Origin of the sequence: Streptomyces sp. NPDC006872, assembly GCF_040635845.1 — a bacterium.
Lineage (GTDB): Bacteria > Actinomycetota > Actinomycetes > Streptomycetales > Streptomycetaceae > Streptomyces.
The window spans coordinates 30,841-47,586 of the sequence record NZ_JBEYIL010000035.1 but is presented as its reverse complement, the minus strand read 5'-3'; the positions used below and the strand labels follow the sequence as shown (position 1 = coordinate 47,586).

Sequence of the window (16,746 nt, the reverse complement as noted above, 5' to 3'; positions counted from 1 at the left end):
GAGCCTTTGGGGCTTGCTTGAGCCGTGTGCGGTGAAAGCTGCTTGCACGGTTCTGAGGGGGCGGGGACGCAGTAATGCGTCCCCGCTACCCGACTCGTGATGGGCACCCGGCCCTCGGCGGTCGCCACGCTCGTCGAGCGCACCAGCCGCTACACGGCCATCGTCGCGCTGCCGGACGGCATCAAGGCTGGGCAGGTCACTTCGCACCTCACCCGGAGTCTCCTCGGCATCCCGCCCCGACTGCGGCGGACGCTCACCTGGGACTGGGGCCGGGAGATGGCCGAGCACCAGACCATCACCGTCGGGACAGGGATGCCGGTCTACCTCTGTAAGCCGCGGAGCCCGTGGCAGCGCGGCACCAACGAGAACATCAACCGGCTCCTTCGGCAGTACCTCCCCAAGGGCGCGGACCTCCGCACGTTCAGCCAGGCCGACCTGGACGCCATCGCCCACGAACTCAACCACCGTCCGCGCAAGACCCACGGCTACCGCACTCCGGCAGAGGTCTACGCTGACCTTCTGAACAGCGGTGATGCGCTGACCGCTTGAGCTCGCCGCCGCAGACCGAGCCCGCCGTCGCTTCGGTACCGACGCGGTGCTGCCCGCTACCCCCGCCGGACGCCGCGTCCGTCGATGAAGCCAGAGGAACGCACGATGGAGACGAAGTGCCTGGCCCGGCTTCAGTTCGAGGTCGACGGCCCGGGGTCACTGGGGAGTGGCCGACGAAACCACCGCCGGCTCGCCGAGGAGACCGAGGGGCGCGAACGCGTGCTCACGGCCTGGGAGCACGGGCGGGTCGTTGAGCCGCCACCGAGCGCCGGAGAACGCACAGTCTGAGCTGCACAGACCCACAGGTCAGGGGGCTACTCCGGTGCTCAGGTGACGTAGGGAAGCCGGGGCCGTTGCGGTGCCTCTGCATCACGCGCCCGGGGGGAGGTGACGTTGGCGCGCTGAGTCTCTCGGAACGCGTCCGCGACGGCATCGATGACTTCCATGGCGCGGACCTGGCCGGGCAGTTCTCCATGGCTGCGGGAGGCGTCCGGATCACGGCCTATTGCACTGCGGCCCGACAGAGGCGGACCAGCCTGGCGCCTGACACCCGCCGGACGTGAGCCTGCCTGAAGGGGTAGGGCGAGACGTACCCCACACCGCCGACCAACTCCGAAGGGCAGCCCGTGGCCTGGGTGGGGACCGCTCCGGACGATGACTGAGCTCCCGGGCCGGCCAACACTGCGTACGACGCGCCAGCGGGCGGTGCGCACGGCACACTTCAAGCGCACCGAGGATCAGCCAAGCGAGTCCTCGGACGTGAGCGGCGTGCACGTCGGCGATGGCCACGACGTCGGGGGCGGGCCGAATGCGCGGCGAGCGGCCCGCACGTGCAGAGCGGCGAGGGCGGCGTTGGCACCACCGCCAATCGCGGCGCCGAAACCGAGCGGTGCTACTTGGCCGAGCACAACGATTCCCTCCTTGGTCCCGTATTTCGTGAAGAAGTTCCTCCCCACGACCCCGTTGATCTGATGCAGCGTCGCGACAGAAACCCTGGCGACCGCCTGACGTCCCCAGTGTGTTCCGGTACGTGCGGCGATCCTGGGAATCGCGGCGGAGCCGATCCCGTCAAGCACGATTCCGCCGACGATCAATCGCAGGCCCTCGTCCTCGTCGTCGGGGACTCCGTGGATTTCGGCGATCGAGAGCGCGAAGAGGGTCCTCAGCTGAAGAGATGAGAGGGCCTCGCCTGCCGACGCAGATCCCGTGCTGAAGCCGGGCGCGGCCGCAACGGCTCCGACTACGGCCCCTCTCCCGGCGAAGTCCCTGATGTACTTCCACTCCAGGTCGCGGATGACCTGTGCTGGTGTCGCCTCCGTGTTCCGCCGGCGGGCCCGGGCGATGCTCCTGCGCGCCAGTGGGCGCTGGGCGTTGATCGCCTGATCGAGGCGGTCGAGGGCCTGCCGCCCACGTGCGGCTGCTGCCGGAACCAGTCCGTCGGGGGCATCTGCTGCCATGCCTTGTACTCCTTAGATCGTCACATTCCGACTGAGTCTCCCAACCAGACCAGCCGAGTGGTTCTTGCGTCAGATAGGCAGGGCTGTCAATCACAACTAGAAGCTCAGTAAGGTCAGTTGGCCATGACGCCGGCCTCTCGATACGCGCCCTAGTAGGGGCTGCCTCCCGGATCGGGACGGGTGGCCGACGGGGTACGCGGCTGCCTCGCCTGCTGGCCTGCAGGAGGGGAGCTGCCGCGATGCCGCCGGTCGGCGGTGAGCCGGCCTGGGCCCCGCCGATGACGGTCGGCGGGGCCCAGGGCGCGGCGGTCAGGGGGTGCGGGCCTCAGCGAGGTGGCCGGAGACGGCCCGGGTGGTGGGGTGGTCGGGGCCGAGCGCCTTGGTGAGACCGGCGATCGCAGCCTCGTAGAAGGGGATGGCGCGGTCCAGGTCCCCGTCGGCCTGGTGCAGCCGGGCCAGGCCGCTGAGCGTGGTGAGGGTCTCGAAGTGGTTCGCGCCCAGCACCTGGGTGCGCCGGTCCAGCGCGGTGGTGAACAGCTCCCGGGCCCGGTCGAGGTCTCCGGCCTCCCGGCAGGCGGCGGCCAAGTTGTGGAGGTGGCGCAGGGCATCGGGGCTTTTCGGCCCGGAGAGCCGCTGCTGGCGGGTGAGCGCCTCCTCGAGCAGCGGGACAGCCGCCGCGGCGTCCCCCAGCCGGAGGCGGCAGACCGCCAGGTTGGCCAGGGTGAGCAGGGTCGCGGGGTGCTCGCTCCCGAGGACCTCCCGGCGCTGCCCGAGGGTGGTCTCGAACAGGTCGGCCGCCCGCTCCAGCTCCCCGGCGGACTCGTGGGCCGCGGCCAGCATGTTCCGGCTCAGCAGAGTGTCGACGTGGGTCCGGCCCAGGATCTGCTCGCGTTGGACCAGCGTCCGGCGGCACAGCTGCAGCCCGGTGTCGACCTCACCCTTCGTTAGGTGCAGGTAGGCGAGGTTGCTCTGGCTCAGCAGGGTGTCGGGGTGGTCCTCGCCCAGGGTCGTCACCCGCCGCTCCAGCACGTCCCGGTAGATGCCGGACGCCTCGTCGAGCCGACCGGCCGACTCCAGGGCGTAGCCCAGGTTGCCGAGGCAGTCCACGGTGGTCGGGTGCCCGGGCCCGAGGAGGCCGGTCAGCTCGGCGAGTGCCGCACGGTAGTGCGCGACCGACTCCTCGTACCGGCCGACGCTCTCGTACGCCCCGGCGAGGTTGTTCCGCACCCGGGCCGCGTTCGGTGTCAGCGGGGTCGAGTCGGGCTCCCAGCGGACCAGGCGCTCCTCGTGGCGGAGCAGGTCCTCGTAGGTCTCGATCGCCTGCTCGTACCGGCCGCTGTCCTCGTACGCCCGGGCCAGGCCGTTGCGCAGGGTCAGGGTCCGGGCGTGCTCCGGGCCCAGGTGCTCGGCGGCGACGGCGGTGGCATCGATGAACTCCTCCACGGCGGAATCGAATCGGCCGCTGTCGTGGTAGGCGGAGGCAAGGTTGGCCCGGATGTTCAGGGCGGAAAGGTCGCCCGGGCCGAGCACCCGGATGCTCCGCTCGCGGAGTTCCTCCAGGACATCGACCGCGTCGCCGAGCTCGCCGGCCGCCGTTAGGGCGGAGGCGAGCGCGTTGCGGCCGATCAGGGCGGTCCGGTGGTCGGGGCCGAAACCCGCCACGACCTGCCGCGAGTACGCCCGGAGGACTGGTAGGGCCCGGACGGTCTGGCCCTGGCCGCGCAGGTGCAGCGCGGTCTCGGCGAAGAGCCTGGCCAGGTCCGGGCGGTAGGCCCCAGGGTCGGTGCCGGAGAGGGCGATCACATGCGGTGCGAGTAGGGCGAGTTGGGCCTGGTCCGGGGCGGCGTCGCTCCCGTCGGGATACACGGCTTCGAGCAGGACGCGCTCGGCCTGGGGCCGGCCGCGTGGCGGCGGAGGGGCGCTGCCCTCGGCCGCGACGCGACCGGCCCGCCGGACCGCCCCGTCGCGCACCACGGTCTGTACCAGGCGGTGAACGGAGACCGTCTCGTGGGTGAGGGTGACCATGCTGAAGGCGTTCAGCCACCCCAGGGCACTGACCACCCGGAGCTTGCCAGGGGCGAGCGGGGCCAGCAGGGGCCGGGGGCAGCCGTCGGGGTCAAGCCAGGCCAGGACGTGGAGCAGCTCGACGGCCAGCGGGTCGGTCTCGTCCAGCGTGGCGAGGGTGAGCTTCCAGACCCGGGCCACCGTCTGCTCCTCGCCGGAGTGGTCCTGGGCGGCCTCGTCCAACTGCTCGGCGAGGCTGTCGCGGTAGAACTGGATGCTGGTCACGGTCTGGGCCATGTAGGCGGCGGCCTGTTCCAGGGCCAGTGGCAAGTCGCCCAGCTCCTTCGCCAGTTGGCCTGCATGCCACTTCTCCTCCAGGGAGCTGAAGGGCTCCCAGGCGTTGAGTAGCGCGACGGAGTCGGTGCGCGGCAGGACGTCCAGGCCGATCAACGCCACCCGGCGGTTCCACCCGGTGGCGTGGCGGCTGGTGATCAGATGGTGCCCGCGCCCGAGGTCGCCCAGGTGCTGCCAGAGCAGGTTCGGGTCCTCGACGTTGTTATAGACCAGCAGCCAGTTGTCGTGCCGCTGGAGCCAGGACAGGGCCCAGGCGGTGAGCGCGCGCTCGGACGGCCGGGTGCCGACCCAGAACGGACTCAGCCGGACCGCGATGTTGGCGAGGGCCGCGTCGATGGCCCCGGGGACGGCGGCGTCGATCCACCAGGCCAGATCGTAGGTGTGTCGGTGGGTCTGGGCGTACTGCACGGCCAGCTCGGTCTTGCCGACGCCGCCCAGGCCATGCACCACCACGACCGGGATGTGGACGCCACCGGCGAGCCGGAGCAGCTCGGTCCGGATCGCGGCCACCTCCACCGCCCGGCCGGTGAAGGTCGTCTTCGGGGGGCGCAGGTGGGATTCGCCGCGAGCCTCGGTGTCGGCAGCCGAGCGGATCGCGGTCGGCGGGAGCACCGTGACGTGGGTGGTCATCGTGCCTTGGTCGTCCCGGTCGACGAGGTACCGCTCCTCGAACGAAGGCTGCACCGCCGGCTGCCCCGACCTGCGAACAACCCTCCTTGGAGGCTCCTCGCCCAACTGCCGTGTGCGCGCGGCGGCGTGGCGTAGGGCCAGCAGCGGCTCAATATCCGTACCCAGTGCCTTCGCCAGGGCCACCAGCGTGGCTTCGGAGGGCACCACTTGGCCGTTCAGCGCCTGGCTGAGCGTTGTCCGTCCCAGCCCGGTTCGCTGCTGCACCCCGCCCATCTGTAGACCCCGCTGCGCCCTGAGGGTGCGCAGCCGCAGCGCGAGTTCAGCCAACGGATCCTCGTGCACGTCCCCCATGTCCGGCTTCTCCATCCCCCGGGGCGACCGTCTTCGTTCATCCTTGTTCAGGCTGAACCCCGGTGAACACGGAAACCGCGAAATTCCCCGGAGTCACCGTCGTCGAACGTTCCGGGAAGAAGCCATGAACACCTCATCCACCCACTTGATGCTTCTGGTCCTGCTCCTGGCAGTCGTCGCGCTCTTCTGCACTCTCGTAGGAGCAGCGGCCGGTCTGCTTGCCCGGATCGACGGAGCCACCTACGCCACTGCCCTGCTACGGGGTGCCCTGGCCTTCGCGGGCAGTGCCACCCTGTCGCTGGCAGTGCTGACTTTCGTTCTCACGGCGCAGTGAATCGACCGATGTCTTGTCCCTCGGCAGGCAAGGAGTGTGGAGGGCGACGACCGTCGGTCGGTGGATGCCGGGGAAGCCCGGCCAGGACGAGCGTGTCGATCGTGAGGTCTCTGCTATCTAGTGACCTGAGTCAGAGGTTCGTCGTTGGTTTGGTGGAACGTCGTGGACCGAAGATCCCGCCATTGTCGGTAACGGATGCCCAGCGGGCTGTGCTTGAAGGGTGGGTGCGCCGCCGCTCGACGGCTCAGGCTCTGGCCTTGCGGTTGCGGATCGTGCTGGAGTGCGCCCAGGGACACTCGATCATGGAGGTGTCGCGACGGCTCAAGGTCGCTCCGGACACGGTCCGCACCTGGCGACGGCGCTTTCTCGACCGCGCTCTGGACGGCCTGTCCGACGATCCCAGACCGGGTGTCTCCAGGAAGATCACCGACGCCGACGTAGAACGGGTCATCGTCAAGACGTTGGAGGAGAAACCGGCGAACGCCACACACTGGTCGACCCGGTCGACGGCAGCGGCGACCGGGATGTCCCAGTCGGCCGTCTCAAGGATCTGGCGTGCCTTCGCCCTGGCCCCGCACCGCTGCGAGACGTTCAAGCTGTCCACAGACCCGCTGTTCATCGACAAAGTCCGCGATGTCGTCGGCCTCTACCTCGACCCGCCGGAGAAGGCCCTGGTGCTGTCTGTGGACGAGAAGTCGCAGATCCAGGCCCTGGACCGTTCGCAGCCGGTGCTGCCGACAATGCCAGGCGTCCCCGATCGCCGCAGCCACGACTACGTCCGCGCCGGCACCACCACCCTGTTCGCGGCTCTGGAAGTGGCCACCGGCAAGGTGATCGGCTCGATCCATCGCAGGCACCGGGCCGCCGAGTTCAAGAGGTTCCTCACCAGGATCGACAAGGAAGTGCCCGCAGACCTGGACGTGCATCTGATCCTGGACAACCACGCCACCCACAAGACGCCTGCCGTCAAAAAGTGGCTGCTGGCACATGCCCGCTTCCACCTGCACTTCACGCCCACCGGCTCATCGTGGCTCAACCTGGTGGAGCGATGGTTCGGCGAGCTGACCTCGAAGAAGCTCCGCCGCGGTGTCCACCGCTCCGTCCAGGCCCTCGAGCGCGACATGCGAGCCTGGCTCGCCGACTGGAACGAACACCCCGGACCTTTCGTCTGGACGAAGACCGCCGACGAGATCCTCGACAAAGTCGCCGCCTACTGCCAGAGAATCTCCGACTCAGGTCACTAGACCATCGGCTCCTGCAGCCGACGTACCGGCGAGGCGTCACTGCACGGGAAGGAGATCGGCGAGCAGAGTGCGGACGCGCGCCTCGATCTCGTCCCAGATCGAGCGGACCGCCTCGACGCCCTGACCAGCCGGGTCGTCGAGCTTCCAGTCCCGATACTGCTTGCCCGGGAAGACCGGGCAGGCATCCCCGCACCCCATCGTGATCACCACGTCGGACGCCTGGACCGCCTCGATGGTCAGCACCTTGGGCACCTCGGCGGACAGATCGATCCCGGCCTCGGCCATCGCCTCGATGACCGCCGGGTTCACGGTCTCGGCCGGGGCGGACCCGGCCGAGCGGACCTCCACCCGGCCGGCGGACAGGTGCGTGAGGAAGGCGGCGGCCATCTGGGAGCGTGCGGCGTTGTGCACGCACACGAACAGCACGGACGGCTTGCCGGAGACGGTTTCACACACGAGCGGTTCCTTCTTCGAGGGCAGCCGACTGGCCGGTCACCGGGGCGGGTTGAGAACCCATCTTCAAACCGGTGAGAGGTCTGACCGAGATACGGGTCAAAGGGGCAACGGGATGGATAGCTGCCGTGGGGACGAGGTTTGTGACGGTTCTTGTGAGCCCTCGCCGTATTTCAGGGGGACACCCGCGCTGCTCTGCCAACGGCAGAACAGCGGCCGGACCGGGCTCGACGATCACTACAGTCCAGTCTCATGACGACGATTACGACGCGTACGGTCGAGTACCCGGCCGATGGTCTGACGATGATCGGGCACCTCGCGCTCCCGGCCGGTGTCGACCGCCGGCCCGCGGTGCTGCTCGGACCAGAGGGCACGGGGCTCAGCGACGTCGAGCGCCGCCGGGCCGATGCTCTCGCCGAGTTGGGATACATAGCGCTGGCCTTCGACCTCCACGGCGGGCGCTATTTGAGCGACCCCGAGGAGATGCTGGCCCGTTGCATGCCACTGCTCGCTGATCCCGACCGGATGCGGGGAATCGGCCATGCAGCGCTCGACGTGTTGCGCACCGAACCGCGGACCGATTCCGACCGGATCGCCGCCGTCGGCTACGGCACCGGGGGCGCCGTCGGGCTGGAACTCGGGCGCGACGGCGTCAACCTGCGCGCGATCGGTACAGTCAACGCACTGACCACGGGCCGACCGGGCGAGGCAGCGCGCATTCGCTGCCCGGTGTGGGCCGGGGTCGGGTCGGAAGACCCGATCATGCCGCCCGCGCAACGAAACGCGTTCACCGCTGAGATGCAGGCCGCGGGCGTCGACTGGCGCCTCGCGGTCTACGGCGGCGCATTGCACGCCTTCCACCACCCGCCGGTCGACCACCCCGTTGTCCCCGGCGTCGGCTACCACCCGCGGCACGCGCAGCGAGCCTGGCGCGACGTCGTCGACCTGCTCACCGAGTGCCTGCCCGTGACGGAGGATCTGGGGGCATGACCCAGGCGAACATGCTGGCACCAGGCGTGGTCGGCGTCATGCCTGGGACGCCTCAAGCAGCGTGGACGGGTTCGGCAGATCGGGGCATGGATGCGTCGGGCTGGACGGCGGGCCGGGTGGGCCTGCGGGTCATAAGCGTGATCGAGGCGAGGGTAAGCACCGCCTCGGAGTGCTCAGGCCGGGTCTCGTAGTCGCGCACGTTCCGACGCGCATGCGACAACCAAGCCAGTGACCTCTCTACCACCCAACGCCTCGACAGGATCACGAAGCCCTTGGCGCCCTTGGGCCTGCTCACGGTCTTGATCGTCAGGTGGAGGAAGGACTTGGCCCAGGCCACGAGGGTGCCCGCGTAGGCCAAGTCGGCCCAGACGATGGTGATTTCGGGGTGCATCAGCCGGAGCCGGAAGAAGGCTTCACGGGTGGCGACGCTGTCGTGCATGTCGGCCGGAGTGACCATCACGAACAGCGGGAGTCCTTTGAGGTCCACGATTATGTGCCTCTTCCGGCCCGGCGTCTTTTTCCGGCGTCGTATCCGGACGTGGAGCGCGGGACGGTGGCGGCGACCTTGACGGACTGGGAGTCGATCACCGCCGCCACCGGGTTCGGTGACGTGCCCATCGTGCGACGGATCCGAACCCCGCCACACCAGCAGCCGCACCAGCGAAAACCAAGATGGTGGATCTTCAATGAAGATCCGACTGGACCTCGGTCAGTCGATGCCTTCGACGATGCGGAAGTCGCGCTCGACGCCGTCGGAGAGGGCGACCAGCGCCTCCTGGTAGGCCGCACTCTCGTGCGCCGCGACGGCCTGCTCGAAGCTGTCGAACTCGATCAGGACGGTGCGCTCCGCGATTCCGGCGTCATGCGCCACGACCCGACCGCCACGGACGAGGACCCGACCGCCCCCGGCCTTGACGGCCGGAGCGGCCAGCTTGTTGTAGGCAGCCAGCTTCTCAGGGTCTGAAATGGTGCGGTAGGCGCTGACCCAGTAGCCCTTGGGCATGGAACCTCCAGTGTGGGGATGAGTGCATCTGACTTACGAGTTGGTCTCGGACGAGCGTCGGCGGGCGAGAGCGAGGCTTGTCAGCGTCGTGATCGCCATGGCGCCGATGCCGGCCAGCGCCGCGGTGGTGTAGGCGCTGTCGTCGGGGAAGAGGTGGCCGGGGCCGGTGCCCGCGGCGAGGATCAGGCCGCCGATGGCGCTGCCCAGGGAGTACCCGACGCTGCGGACGACGTAGTTGAAGCTCATGGCGCTCGACGTCTCGCTCTTGGGGGTGACGGCCAGGATGACGCCGGGCATCGCGGCCGAGAAGCCGCCGACGCCGAAGCCGAGCACGCCCATCGCCGCGAACAGTTCGGCCAGGTTCGACCGGGCCGCCGCGAACAGGGCGAACCCGCCGCCGACCACGACGGCGCTGCCGGCCAGGAGCAGGGGGTCGGCGATCCGCGTCCGGACCCGCGGCGTGAGCTTGCCGGCGACGAACCCCAGCACCGAGAACGGGATGAGGACCAGCCCGGCGACGAAGGTCGTCAGTCCGAAGCCGTAGCCGGCGCCGTGCGGCGTCTGCGCGTAGCGGGTGATGAGCGTGAGCAGGAGGTACATGCCGATCCCGCCGACGAACATGGCGAGGTTCGCCCCGGCGACCGCCGGGTGCCGCACCGCCCGCACATCGACCAGGGGCGTCGTGCTGCGCAACTCGATGACGGCCCAGACGCAGAGCAGCACCACCGCGACGACGGCGAGGCCCGCCGCCACGGCGAGGTGCCGGCTCCACAGATTCCGTTCGCCGGCGAGGAACAGCACCAGGAGCAGCGCAGCGGCCAGGACGACCGCGCCTGCCACGTCCACGTGGGCGGAGCGGCCTTCGGGGGCTTCGGGCATGGAGCGCCACGCGGTCAGGAGGGCGGCGGCGGTGACGACCAGGCCGAGGCCGTAGGCGGCCCGTACCCCGCCGAGCTCGGCGAGCAGTGCGGCCAGCGGGTAGCCGACGCCGGCCCCGATGATCGAGACCACCGAGATCAGGGCGATCACGGCCGGGCTGCGCTCCTCGGGGAGGTGGTCCCGGGCCACGCCCATCATCAGCGCCGTCAGCCCGAGCCCGACGCCCTGGGCCGCCCTGCCGGCCAGCAGCCACGCGAACGGCAGCGGCAGCACGGTGAGCGCGCTGCCGGCGACGACGACCGCCAGCGTGGCGAGGATCGTGGCCCGCCGGTGCGGGCCGGCTCCGAGCCGGCCCAGGACCGGCGTGGCGACGGCGCCGCTGAGCAGCGCGACGGTCAGCGTCCACTGCGCGCTGCCGAGCGAGACGTGGAACGAGGTCGCCACGCTGGTGATGAGCGGCGTCCCGAGGCTGGCGACCGCCGCCACGACCAGAGCGATGAACATCAGGGCGGGGACCAGCAGCCGCGCCTCGGAACGCGCCACCGGGAACGCCTTCACCGCGACCCCGCCGGCCGGCTGCCCGGTCACTGCTTCGGCCCTTCGCGGTCCTGGCTTTCGAGCTCTGCCAGATGCTTCAGCGCCGGAAGGGCCGCCACCAGCGCCTCGACCTCGTCGCCGGTGAGCTCGCCGATCAACCGCTCGAACGCGTGGACGCCCGCCTGGCGCCGCGTCCGGACATAGGAGGCGCCGGCCTCGGTCAGGCACACCAGCGTGACCCGCTTGTCGGACGCGTCGCCCTGCCGCTCGACCAGGCCGGACTCCTCCATCACCCGGACCAGGGTGGTCATCGCGGGCTGGGTGACGCCCTCGACCGCGGCCAGATCGGTGATGCGCCGCGGGCCGGTCCGGTCCAGGGTGGCCAGGGTGGCGGCGGACGTCAGGCTCATGTCCCGGGGCAGGCGTCTCGCGGCCCTGGTGGCCAGGCCGTAGAGGGCTGCCCCGATGGCGGCGGACGCGCCAGGAGCGGTGTCTTGACGACTCATGCTCGAAGCATAGCGTTTTTATATTCATAGGTTATGGAAATGGTCGACTGGCGCGGGCGGCAACGCCTGTTGCGGACCCGAGGCCATCGAGATCGACGACAACTTCGGCTCCACCCTGTACGCCGAAGACGAGCGCGACACCCTGCCCGCTGAGGCCCTCGCCGCCTCCCTCGGCTGCGGCAACCCGACCGCGGTGGCCGACCTCCACGAAGGCGAACGCGTCCTGGACCTCGGCTCCGGCGGCGGCATCGACGTACTGCTTTCCGCTCGCCGCGTCGGCCCCACCGGCAAGGCGTACGGGCTCGACATGACCGAGGAGATGCTCGCCCTCGCCCTCGCGCTCGAGAATCAGCAGAAGGCCGGCGCTACCAACGCCGAGTTCCTCAAGGGCACCATCGAGGCCATCCCGCTGCCCGCGAACACCATCGACGTCGTCATCTCCAACTGCGTCATCAACCTGTCCACCGACAAGCCCGCCGTCTTCGCCGAGATGATCCGGGTCCTCAAGCCCGGCGGCCGGATCGGAATCTCCGACGTCGTCGCCGACGACACCCTCATCCCCGATCAGCGTGCCGAGCGCGGCGACTACGTCGGCTGTATCGCCGGGGCCCTCTCCCTCGCCGAGTACCGCCAGGGCCTCGAAGCCGTCGGGTTCACCAACATCGAACTCAGCCCCACCCACGCGGTCGCCGACGGCATGCACTCCGCCATCGTCCGCGCCACGAAGCCCACCACCAGCAACAAGGCTGAGGCGAGCACGGGCAGCGACTCCTGCTGCACTCCCGCTGAACAGGCCGACGACCCGAACAGCACGGTCGCCGAGGTCAAGAGCGCATCCGGCTGCAACTGCGGCTGACAGCACGCCGGTTCGACACCCACCTCAGGGTGGCCTCCCGCAGCCCCTGAGAGCGACACGAACGCCCTCCTCAACGGGACATCGGATCCCGCGCTGATCCAACTCAAAGAGACGCGACCAGCGCGGGACCCACCCACCGCGCGAACAAGCACGGCGTCGAGGGCATCGTCTGTAAGCCGACCAACTAAGCACACAAAGCAGGGCAGATCTGAAAAAAGGTAAGAAATAGAATGAATTGCATTGGTTGCAACAGTTCGTAGAGCCTCGGTACGAACGTCCTGGCTGATCAGAGACCCTGATGCGGGAATATCTGGAGCGCCCTTGCGCGACTGACCAGCGTCGATCGGTATGGACACAACAATGATGCGTTTGATGCAACGGCGGGCATGGTCGCTGAGGCACCCGGTTCGGTGCGTCTTGCCCTGGCTCCGAACGTTGTCCTTCTGAACCCGGAGCCAGCGGTTTCCTCTGCAATGAAGGAGGGCTGGGCTCGGCGGCAGTGCGCGCGGTTTCTCCAGGCTTCGACGATCCAGCCCCGGCTGCGTCTGATCCAACGGTTCGAGGAGTTCACGGGGTTGTACCCGTGGCAATGGCCTCCCGCCGATGGCGAGGCGTTCATCGTCCGCCTTCGCAGCGGGACCAAGCCGATCCAGTTGTCTACGGCTCGGTCGTACGAGGTGGTGATCGAGCTGTTCGTGGAGTACCTGCTGGACCGCCGGTATGGGTGGGTCGAGACCTGCCAGGAACGGTTCGGCCTGTCACCGCAGGTGATCTTTCACGAGGGCAACTCTGTCCCGCACTCGGTGGAGTATGAAGGCGATCCCCGACGTCGGCCTCTGACCTACGACGAGGTCCAGGCACCTGATAGTCCGAGTGGAAGGAACAGCCTGGTCCCGGTCGGTGACCTGTGTGTTACTCAGTGGCCGATGCTGTCCAGTTCGGCCAGATTCTCGTCGGAAAGAGAGAGTCCGGCGCCTGCGATGTTTTCGCGCAGGTGGGCGGTGGACGACGTACCGGGGATGAGCAGGATGTTCGGCGAGCGTTGCATCAGCCAGGCCAGCGCGACCGACATCGGCGTCGTCCCCAGCCGGCTCGCGACCTTCGAAAGGGCCTCGGACTGTAGCGGCGTGAAGCCTCCCAAGGGGAAGAACGGCACATAGGCGATGCCATCGGCGGCGAGGCGGTCTACGAGATCGTCGTCATGGCGGTGGGCGAGGTTGTACATGTTCTGCACGCACACGATCGGGGCGATACCGCGTGCCTCGGCGACCTGCTCCGGCGTGACATTGCTGACGCCGAGGTGTTGGATCAGGCCCTCCCGTTGGAGGTCGACAAGCGTCTCGAATGCTTCGGTGATCGAGCCGGGCTGGGGGCCCTGAGCATCGCCCATGCGCATGTTGACCAGGTCGAGAGCCTCGACGCCGAGGGATTCGAGGTTCTCGTGGACCTGCTTGTGCAGGTCCTCGGGGCGCCGGGCCGTGGGCCAGCCGCCCTGTGCGTCGCGGGTCGCGCCCACTTTGGTGGCGATGAACAGCGACTCCGGGTACGGGTGCAGTGCTTCGCGGATCAGCTCATTCGTGATGCGTGGTCCGTAGGCGTCGCTGGTGTCGATGTGGGTGATCCCGAGACTGACTGCCTCGCGCAGGACGGCCAGGGCGCCGTCGTGGTCGGCGGGCGGACCCATGACCCACGGGCCGGCGAGCTGCATCGCGCCGTATCCGAACCGGGTGACGGTCGAGTCACCCAGCGTCCAGATTCCGCCCGGAAGAGATGATGTGGAGGGCGTGTTCATCCCAGTGCCTTTCGCTTCTTGCCAGGGGTGGTGTCTCCGACCCCTTGCATCAGTGTTGGGGAGTTACTTCCTTACTGGAAGTAGGCACTATGAAGTGCGTAACCACCCAGAGAGTGAGAGGCGACCTCGGTGACGACGATGAAGGCCGACAAGAAGGCGCAGGCCAAGGCGGAGTACAACGCGTTTCTAGCGATATGCCCCAGTCGTCAGCTTCTCGACCGGATCTCGGACAAGTGGGTCGTCCTGATCCTGTGCGCGCTGGGCGGTGACGCGTCCGACCAGTCCGGCGCGTCGCACGCCCCAAAGGCGATGCGCTACTCGGAGCTTGCCCGGCTACTGGCCGGCGTCAGCCAGAAGATGCTGACTCAGACCCTACGAGCCCTCGAACGCGACGGCTTGCTCACCCGCACTGTGACGCCGACGGTCCCCGTCACCGTTACCTACGAGCTGACTGACCTCGGCCTCTCACTCCACCACATGACGCGTGGGCTCCGTCAGTGGGCGCAGACCCACATGGACCAAGTCCTCGCCAACCGCGAGAAGCACGACGCACGAGCTTGCTAAGGGCTGTCCCGTAAATGATCTCCGACGTGCTGGATGACCTGCTCGTTTCTTCGTCACCCGGCGAGAGTGAGGTTGTGCAGGCGGGCGATGCCGAGCATGGCGTGGTGGACGCCGTCGCCCTTCAGGCGGCAGTCGCGGAGGATCTTCCAGGTCTTCATGCGGGCGAAGGCGTGCTCGACGCGGGCGCGGACCTTGCGGTGGGAGGTGTTGTGTTCCTCTTTCCAGGCCGGGAGTTTTGTCTGGCCGGGTTCGCGGCGGTGCGGGATGGCGAGGCCGGTGCCCCGGTAGCCGCCGTCCGCGATCACCGTGGTCTTGCCGACGGTGGCTTTCGCGCCGGACAGTTCCCACGCCTTGCAGTCGTTGCGATTGCCGGGCAGCGGGCGGCCGACGGCGACGACAAGCCGGGTGTCGGCGTCGATGACGACCTGGTGGTTGGTGGAGTAGCGGTAGTTCTTCGACTGCTCGGCGATGGTGTGGTCGCGGGTGGGGACCAGAGTGCCGTCCACGATCAGGACGGTGTCCTTGCGGAACCGCTTGCGCTGCTGGAGGGCGAGCTGCGGCCCGAGGTGGTCGATGATGCGGTCGGCGGCGGACTTGGACACCCCGAACAACGGCGCCAACTGCCGCAGCGTGAGATTGGTCCGCCAGTACGCGGCGACCAGCAGGACCCGGTCCTCCAGCGGCAGGCTCCAGGGCGGGCCCTTGCGCACCGGGTCCGCGCCCTCGCGCCGCAACGCTGTGATCAGCTTGCCGAACTGACGCGGACTCAGCCCCGTAAACGGGGCTGTCCAGGACGGCTCCGACGCCGTGATCACACCAGCCACATCAAGATCATCTCACCCGTGACCAGCAGTTACGGGACAACCCTTAGCGACGACGGAGTTCTCCCGTCTCGGCTCTGCAGGCTGAACTGTGCCTGGCCTTGAGTGCCGAGGCCTTCTGTGGGGAGATGGTCAGCCGGTCGACGCCTTGTTGAACGCCAGCAGGCTCGGCGTGCCCTCTGGCTGTCCCGTAATTCCCGGCGGATGGGCGAGCGGGGTCACATGCCGTCATTCGCGAGGCGCCGAGATATTCGCATAGTGGATGTAGCCGGATGCATCCGGATGTTTCACGAATGCGGCGAGCGGTCCGGTGCCGCCTTCCTGATGAAGGGGAGGGGGTGCGTCCGCGCCCCCTCCCCTTACCGGGCAGGGTCTACCAGGTGTAGAGGGCCCACGCGTTGTCCTTGGTCTGGGCACATCGGAAGCCCGTGATCTTCCCCTGCTGTGCCCAGGTGTTGCCCGCGGTCTGACAGGCGACGGCGCTGCTGAAGAGGCGAGGCTTGGCGGTGGCGGCGGAGGCCGAACCGGCTCCCAGCGCCAGAGACGAAGCGGCGATGGCGCCTGCAGCGGAAACAGTCAGAACGCGACGTATGTTCTTCAATTTTTCTCCCCATTGGGTAGGACAGCGGGCGGTTGACGCCACCGCAAAGCCGTGAGGATCACGACACCACTGTCGTGCTGTGGAGACGGCGACCATCGCAGAATGGTTGCTTCGATATCGCCTCGTTCTGTGCCCGGGTTTTGCGCGCACGCTCGCCTGGACGGTAATGACGACCTGGTGGAAGAAGCAGATTTGCCCAATACGTCGATATGGCCGTCATGGCCGTTTGTCACCGCGAGCCCGGGCGTCGGAATCTGCGGCGGGATCGACAGCGCCCGCAGGGAAGCCGATCGTCCCGTGGTGCCACCGATCATCCGTCGCTTCCCGCCACAAGCGGGCCGTCGTGACGGGCACGCCGTCCTCGTCAGTGAGCGCCGGCTCCTCGACAAAGGGCTTGAACAGCTCAGGGACCTCGTCGATCACCCCCCGGCCAGGGCTCGCCGTCATTGCTATCTGGGCTCATGGGCGAAGCCGCGTATATAAGGGCTGTCCCGTAAATGATCTTTGAGGTGTTCGGGGTGGGGCCGGCTGCAGTCGGGCCCGGTGTCTGTCCGGCAAGGTTGAGGTTGTGCAGGCGGGCGATGCCGAGCATGGCGTGATGAACGCCGTCGCCATGTAGGCGACAGTCGCGGAGGATCTTCCAGGTCTTCATGCGGGCGAAGGCGTGCTCGACACGGGCGCGGACCTGTTTGTGCGAGCGGTTGTGTTCCCGCTTCCAGTCGGACAACTCCTCGCCCGGAGTGCGGCGGTGAGGCATGAGGAGCCCGGTGTCCGGATACCAGCGGCACAGCCACCCGGCCAACACAGCGACGTGCGTAGCC

14 protein-coding genes and 3 pseudogenes are annotated in these 16,746 nt (G+C 68.5%); 6 read left to right on the top strand and 11 right to left on the bottom strand.

All coding sequences use genetic code 11. The features are described 5' to 3' along the window. The first annotated feature begins 99 nt into the window (after window positions 1-99). Window positions 100-549, top strand: a complete 450-nt coding sequence (locus tag ABZ725_RS50530) for an IS30 family transposase (protein ID WP_358809127.1) — start codon at window positions 100-102, stop codon at window positions 547-549. A 737-nt stretch (window positions 550-1,286) separates the two neighbouring features. On the opposite strand, the gene ABZ725_RS50525 is transcribed toward ABZ725_RS50530, so the two are convergent. Together ABZ725_RS50525 and ABZ725_RS50520 are read right to left on the bottom strand one after the other, a co-directional pair. Continuing rightward, window positions 1,287-2,006 carry a hypothetical protein gene (locus tag ABZ725_RS50525; protein ID WP_358809126.1) on the bottom strand — a complete coding sequence of 240 codons (720 nt, stop codon included), beginning with the start codon at window positions 2,004-2,006 and terminating at the stop codon, window positions 1,287-1,289. A 309-nt stretch (window positions 2,007-2,315) separates the two neighbouring features. Then, complete coding sequence (locus tag ABZ725_RS50520) at window positions 2,316-5,345, bottom strand: tetratricopeptide repeat protein (protein WP_358809125.1); 3,030 nt, start codon at window positions 5,343-5,345, stop codon at window positions 2,316-2,318. Between the two features lie 124 nt (window positions 5,346-5,469). Between ABZ725_RS50520 and ABZ725_RS50515 the strand changes: the two genes are divergently transcribed. Together ABZ725_RS50515 and ABZ725_RS50510 are read left to right on the top strand one after the other, a co-directional pair. Next, window positions 5,470-5,679 (top strand): hypothetical protein, encoded by a 210-nt coding sequence (locus tag ABZ725_RS50515; RefSeq protein ID WP_358809124.1) that lies wholly within the window; start codon window positions 5,470-5,472, stop codon window positions 5,677-5,679. 152 nt (window positions 5,680-5,831) lie between these two features. Continuing rightward, complete coding sequence (locus tag ABZ725_RS50510) at window positions 5,832-6,923, top strand: IS630 family transposase (protein WP_358809130.1); 1,092 nt, start codon at window positions 5,832-5,834, stop codon at window positions 6,921-6,923. A 36-nt stretch (window positions 6,924-6,959) separates the two neighbouring features. On the opposite strand, the gene ABZ725_RS50505 is transcribed toward ABZ725_RS50510, so the two are convergent. Then, the gene (locus ABZ725_RS50505; protein WP_358809123.1) at window positions 6,960-7,379 is read right to left on the bottom strand and encodes an arsenate reductase ArsC; all 420 of its coding nucleotides are present in this window, start codon (window positions 7,377-7,379) and stop codon (window positions 6,960-6,962) included. Window positions 7,380-7,628: 249 nt separating this feature from the next. Here ABZ725_RS50505 and ABZ725_RS50500 point away from each other — a divergent pair, with 249 nt between their 5' ends. Beyond that, on the top strand, window positions 7,629-8,366 hold the full coding sequence (locus ABZ725_RS50500; RefSeq protein WP_358809122.1) for a dienelactone hydrolase family protein: 738 nt from the start codon (window positions 7,629-7,631) through the stop codon (window positions 8,364-8,366). 121 nt (window positions 8,367-8,487) lie between these two features. On the opposite strand, the pseudogene ABZ725_RS50495 reads toward ABZ725_RS50500, so the two are convergent. The 4 genes and pseudogenes from ABZ725_RS50495 to ABZ725_RS50480 all read right to left on the bottom strand — a co-directional run. Continuing rightward, window positions 8,488-8,999, bottom strand: a pseudogene (locus ABZ725_RS50495) (transposase); the annotation flags it as partial. A gap of 76 nt (window positions 9,000-9,075) precedes the next feature. After that, window positions 9,076-9,369 (bottom strand): DUF1330 domain-containing protein, encoded by a 294-nt coding sequence (locus ABZ725_RS50490; protein WP_351311595.1) that lies wholly within the window; start codon window positions 9,367-9,369, stop codon window positions 9,076-9,078. 33 nt (window positions 9,370-9,402) lie between these two features. Then, a complete protein-coding gene (locus ABZ725_RS50485; protein ID WP_358809121.1) occupies window positions 9,403-10,836 on the bottom strand; it encodes an MFS transporter in 1,434 nt (477 codons plus the stop codon). Then, window positions 10,833-11,195, bottom strand: coding sequence for a MarR family transcriptional regulator (locus tag ABZ725_RS50480; protein ID WP_358809129.1), 363 nt, complete (start codon window positions 11,193-11,195; stop codon window positions 10,833-10,835). The genes ABZ725_RS50485 and ABZ725_RS50480 overlap by 4 nt, the downstream gene beginning before the upstream one ends. Before the next feature lie 151 nt (window positions 11,196-11,346). On the opposite strand from ABZ725_RS50480, the pseudogene arsM reads away from it, so the two are divergent. Further along, window positions 11,347-12,147, top strand: a pseudogene (gene arsM, locus ABZ725_RS50475) (arsenite methyltransferase); the annotation flags it as partial. Between the two features lie 916 nt (window positions 12,148-13,063). Here the strand turns inward: arsM and ABZ725_RS50470 are convergent. Then, window positions 13,064-13,939: an aldo/keto reductase family oxidoreductase gene (locus tag ABZ725_RS50470; protein ID WP_358809120.1), complete on the bottom strand. Its 876-nt coding sequence runs from the start codon at window positions 13,937-13,939 to the stop codon at window positions 13,064-13,066. A 138-nt stretch (window positions 13,940-14,077) separates the two neighbouring features. Between ABZ725_RS50470 and ABZ725_RS50465 the strand changes: the two genes are divergently transcribed. Then, entirely contained in the window at window positions 14,078-14,503 is a 426-nt protein-coding gene (locus tag ABZ725_RS50465; RefSeq protein ID WP_358809128.1) for a helix-turn-helix domain-containing protein, read from the top strand. A gap of 53 nt (window positions 14,504-14,556) precedes the next feature. On the opposite strand, the gene ABZ725_RS50460 is transcribed toward ABZ725_RS50465, so the two are convergent. The 3 genes and pseudogenes from ABZ725_RS50460 to ABZ725_RS50450 form a co-directional block, all read right to left on the bottom strand. Then, on the bottom strand, window positions 14,557-15,327 hold the full coding sequence (locus ABZ725_RS50460; RefSeq protein WP_358809119.1) for a transposase: 771 nt from the start codon (window positions 15,325-15,327) through the stop codon (window positions 14,557-14,559). A 370-nt stretch (window positions 15,328-15,697) separates the two neighbouring features. Continuing rightward, window positions 15,698-15,925, bottom strand: coding sequence for a hypothetical protein (locus tag ABZ725_RS50455; RefSeq protein WP_358809118.1), 228 nt, complete (start codon window positions 15,923-15,925; stop codon window positions 15,698-15,700). A 550-nt stretch (window positions 15,926-16,475) separates the two neighbouring features. After that, a pseudogene (locus tag ABZ725_RS50450) lies at window positions 16,476-16,703 on the bottom strand (transposase family protein); the annotation flags it as partial. Between the last annotated feature and the right edge of the window lie 43 nt (window positions 16,704-16,746).